This is a genomic window from Vibrio sp. V19_P1S1T109, from assembly GCF_002241375.1.
GTDB classification, from domain to species: Bacteria; Pseudomonadota; Gammaproteobacteria; order Enterobacterales; family Vibrionaceae; genus Vibrio; species Vibrio anguillarum.
Window position 1 is genome coordinate 1 of sequence record NZ_NDIM01000314.1, and the last position, 4,340, is coordinate 4,340.

A 4,340-nucleotide genomic window follows, 5' to 3' on the forward strand; every position below is an offset into this window, starting at 1 on the left:
TTTTTATACTCTCGCTATTGTGCGCTCACTGTATTGAATTATTACGATGAGGTGAGCTGTGAATGTGTGGATTTTGCTACAAGGTTTTGGATTAGGTGCAACGATGATTATTCCTATTGGTGCACAAAATGCCTATGTGCTAAACCAAGGAATTAAGCGCAATCACCACTTAACGACGGCGACCATCTGTAGTCTACTGGATGTGATTTTTATTTCTCTGGGTATATTTGGTGGCGGTGCCCTACTCTCAAGTAACGAAATCTTACTGACCTCAGTTACCTTAGGCGGTGTTGCTTTTCTCTCATTTTATGGATTTATTTCTTTAAGGAGTGCCTTCACTTCAACAAGCACTAATGAATCGGATGGCGAAGTGATCGCACGTGGTAAACGAACGGTTATTTTAGGCGCGTTAGCCGTTACTGTGCTTAACCCACATTTATACTTAGATACGGTTGTGATTTTGGGATCGATTGGTGGTCAGTTTGAAGGCCATGATCGCATCGTGTTTGCGCTAGGAACCATGATGGCCTCTTTTGTATGGTTTTATTCTTTATCAATTGGTGCTGCGAAACTGGGGCCGACGCTCTCAAAGCCTAACGTGAAGAAAGGAATAGACATGGCCGTAGCTGCAATGATGTTTAGCATCGCCTTTATCCTTGCAAAAGGGCTGGCAATTCAATATCTGGTGTAAGTGTATAACCAACAAAAGGAAAGGGCATGAACTGAATAATCATTTCATGCCCTTTTCACTTGATTGAAAATGAATTAATTCATTTTATTCAGATGAACATCCATTTGTGGGAATGGGATCTCAATACCTTCTTTATCTAACTCTTCTTTGATGGCTTGTAACAAATCAAAATAAACAGCCCAATACTCTGCCGTTTTCACCCAAGGGCGAACCACAAAATTGACTGAAGAATCGGCCAAGGCCATTACACCAATAGTCGGTGCAGGATCTTTCAATAAACGAGGCTCTGCCGCGACTACTTTAGCCAGCACTTCCTTGGTTTTTTGCAGATTGGACTTATAAGAAACACCAATCACCAAATCAATACGACGAGTGTCATGGCGTGAATAGTTAACAATTGGGCCACTGATGATCGAACCATTAGGCACAATCACCATTTTATTGTCAGGCGTGCGCAGTACTGTTGAAAAAATTTGAATCGATTCAACCGATCCAGCAGTACCACTCACTTCCACGTAATCACCGGATTTGAATGGGCGGAATGCCACAATCAAAACGCCCGCAGCAAAGTTTGATAGGGAGCCTTGTAGCGCTAAACCAACCGCCAATCCAGCCGCACCGATAATGGCCACAACAGAAGCGGTTTGCACACCAATGCGACCTAAAGCGGCAATTAATACCACCACAAATAGCGTATAACAGACTAGACCATGAACAAACTCAACAACTGCTTTGTCCATGTCTTTCTTTTTCAGAGCCTTGGCAACACTTCCAGCCACAGCTTTAACAACAATGTTACCGATAAATAGGATCAGAATAGCGGAAATAATATTGACGCCGTATTGTATCAAAAGATCTGAATTATTGGTCAGCCAAGTATTGGCTTGCGCTAAACCATCGACTAATGGAGCTTCGATGCCCATTGATTCACCTGACATATTGCATTTCCTCTTTATAAAATCATTTTGAATGTTGTTACCACTGAACATCAAAAACAAAAAACGACTGACAGCAGAGTGTCAGTTTTTTGGCACAATATCTCACTTTGGTTATGTTGCAAAGTCAGTTTTATGTAAACACTGACAAAACAAATAGTTACTTGGAAGCATTGATATGAGCTTGTTAGAGGTTAAGCAATATTTTAACAATCCGCCAGTCATTTTGTCTGAATCTCGGCCATAAAAAAACCCGCTCATTGAGCGGGTTCATCACTTAGTCCAGATAAATGAACTTATAGTACGTCGATCGCATTAAGGTCAGCGAAGGCTTTCTCTAAACGAGCAACCATCGATGCTTGACCAGCACGTAGCCATACGCGTGGATCGTAGTATTTCTTGTTTGGCGCAGATTCACCCGTAGGGTTACCAATTTGACCTTGTAGGTAATCATGGTTTTCAGCTTCGTACTGACGGATACCGTCCCAAGTTGCCCACTGAGTATCAGTATCGATGTTCATTTTGATAACACCATAGCTGATTGATTCTTTGATCTCGGCTTCAGAAGAACCAGAACCACCGTGGAATACGAAGTTTAGAGAGTTTGCTGGAAGGCCAAATTTCTCAGAAACATACGCTTGTGAATCACGTAGGATAGTTGGAGTCAGTACCACGTTACCCGCTTGGTAAACACCGTGTACGTTACCGAAAGAAGCTGCGATAGTGAAACGGTGGCTCACTGCGCTCAATTTCTCGTAAGCGTAAGCTACGTCTTCAGGAGAAGTGTACAGCTCAGATGAATCCATGTCTGAGTTGTCAACGCCGTCTTCTTCGCCACCAGTACAACCCAGTTCGATCTCGATAGTCATACCCATTTTAGCCATACGCTCTAGGTATTTCGCACAAGTTTCAACGTTCTCTTCTAGAGACTCTTCAGAAAGGTCTAGCATATGAGAAGAGAATAGAGGCTTACCAGTTTGAGCGAAGAACTCTTCGCCTGCGTCTAGTAGACCGTCGATCCAAGGAAGTAGTTTCTTCGCAGCGTGGTCAGTGTGAAGAATAACAGGCACACCGTAAGTTTCTGCTACAGCGTGAACATATTTCGCGCCAGCAACCGCACCTAGGATTTGTGCACCTTGACCAGCAAGTTTAACGCCTTTACCAGCAAAGAAAGCCGCGCCACCGTTAGAGAACTGAACAACCACTGGCGCTTTCACTTTAGATGCAGCTTCAAGAACCGCATTGATAGAGTCAGTGTTCACTACGTTTACTGCAGGAAGAGCAAAGTTATTTTGTTTTGCAACTTCAAATACTTTCTGTACGTCATCGCCAGAAATTACGCCTGGTTTTACGAAATCGAAGATCTTAGACATGGATTTGATCCTATTTTTTCTATCGTTTTAAAAATAAAACAGTTAAGTTTAAATTCTTGCAAACGTTTGCTCACAACTGGCGTCATTCTATCAGAATAAAAACACACGTGCAGCAAACAAGAAAGCGGGAATCACTCCCGCTTTCATTAGTCATTAAGCTTTCGCGCGTGCTTCTAGCATTTCAACCGCTGGTAGTACTTTACCTTCAACAAACTCAAGGAATGCACCGCCGCCAGTAGAGATGTAAGATACGTCGGCTTTGATACCGAACTTGTCGATTGCCGCTAGTGTGTCACCACCACCAGCCACTGAGAAACCTGCAGATTTCGCAATCGCTTCAGAGATACCTTTTGTACCTGCTTCGAAGTTTTTGAATTCAAATACGCCAACAGGACCGTTCCATAGAATGGTTTTTGCGTTAGCGATGATTTCAGCCAGTTGTGCGGTTGAGTCTGGACCTAGGTCGAAAATCATATCGTCATCTTGAACATCCGCCACGTTTTTGATTTCCGCTTCTGCGTTTTCATCAAAGGCTTTTGCACAAGCAACATCTGTTGCTACTGGAATAGAACACTCTTTCATCAACTTTTTAGCCGTTTCAAGCAAGTCTGCTTCATATAGAGACTTACCTACGTTGTGGCCTGCTGCTGCGATGAAAGTGTTAGCAATACCACCGCCAACAACCAGTTGGTCAGCAATTTTAGATAGCGATTCTAGAACCGTTAGTTTAGTAGACACTTTTGAGCCACCAACGATAGCCACTAATGGACGCTCTGGGTTATCCATGGCTTTGCCTAGTGCTTCAAGTTCTGCTGCCAATAGTGGACCAGCACAAGCGATAGGTGCTTGCATACCAATGCCGTGAGTTGAGGCTTGTGCACGGTGAGCCGTACCAAATGCATCCATCACAAATACGTCGCAAAGAGCGGCGTACTTTTTAGATAGTTCTTCTTCGTTCTTTTTCTCGCCTTTGTTAAAGCGAACGTTTTCTAGAACAACAAGCTCACCTGCGTTTAGCTCTAGGCCATCTAGGTAATCTTTTGCCAGTTTTACTTCGCAATCTAGCGCGTCGTTCAGGTAATTAACCACTGGTAGTAGAGAGAACTCTTCCGCGTATTCGCCTTCAGTTGGACGACCTAGGTGAGAAGTAACCATCACTTTAGCGCCCGCCGCTAGGCAGTGCTGAATTGTTGGTAGCGATGCAAGAATACGTGCATCAGAAGTTACTTTGCCATCTTTCACTGGTACGTTTAGGTCAGCACGGATAAATACGCGTTTACCTGCTAGGTCCAGGTCGGTCATCTTGATTACAGACATGGTTTGTCCTCTCAAATATTAATA

At 43.5% G+C, this 4,340-nt stretch carries 4 protein-coding genes; 1 reads left to right on the top strand and 3 read right to left on the bottom strand.

Annotation, left to right across the window (positions count from 1 at the left end; translation table 11 throughout):
• Nucleotides 1-58 precede the first annotated feature (58 nt).
• Nucleotides 59-691, top strand: a complete 633-nt coding sequence (locus tag B9J87_RS15115; protein ID WP_094151547.1) for a LysE/ArgO family amino acid transporter — start codon at nt 59-61, stop codon at nt 689-691.
• 74 nt (nt 692-765) lie between these two features.
• Here the strand turns inward: B9J87_RS15115 and mscS are convergent, their stop codons facing one another.
• The 3 genes from mscS to B9J87_RS15135 form a co-directional block, all read right to left on the bottom strand.
• Nucleotides 766-1,629, bottom strand: coding sequence for a small-conductance mechanosensitive channel MscS (mscS, locus tag B9J87_RS15120; RefSeq protein WP_094151549.1), 864 nt, complete (start codon nt 1,627-1,629; stop codon nt 766-768).
• Nucleotides 1,630-1,922: 293 nt separating this feature from the next.
• On the bottom strand, nt 1,923-2,999 hold the full coding sequence (fbaA, locus tag B9J87_RS15125; RefSeq protein WP_013857804.1) for a class II fructose-bisphosphate aldolase: 1,077 nt from the start codon (nt 2,997-2,999) through the stop codon (nt 1,923-1,925).
• 153 nt (nt 3,000-3,152) lie between these two features.
• Entirely contained in the window at nt 3,153-4,316 is a 1,164-nt protein-coding gene (locus B9J87_RS15135) for a phosphoglycerate kinase (RefSeq protein WP_026027969.1), read from the bottom strand.
• Nucleotides 4,317-4,340: the final 24 nt, after the last annotated feature.

Bases quoted from the DNA above. Each gene is read 5' to 3' on its own strand.
- B9J87_RS15135 (WP_026027969.1), bottom strand. From the start codon at position 4,316: ATGTCTGTAATCAAGATGACCGACCTGGACCTAGCAGGTAAACGCGTA.
- mscS (WP_094151549.1), bottom strand. From the start codon at position 1,629: ATGTCAGGTGAATCAATGGGCATCGAAGCTCCATTAGTCGATGGTTTA.
- fbaA (WP_013857804.1), bottom strand. From the start codon at position 2,999: ATGTCTAAGATCTTCGATTTCGTAAAACCAGGCGTAATTTCTGGCGAT.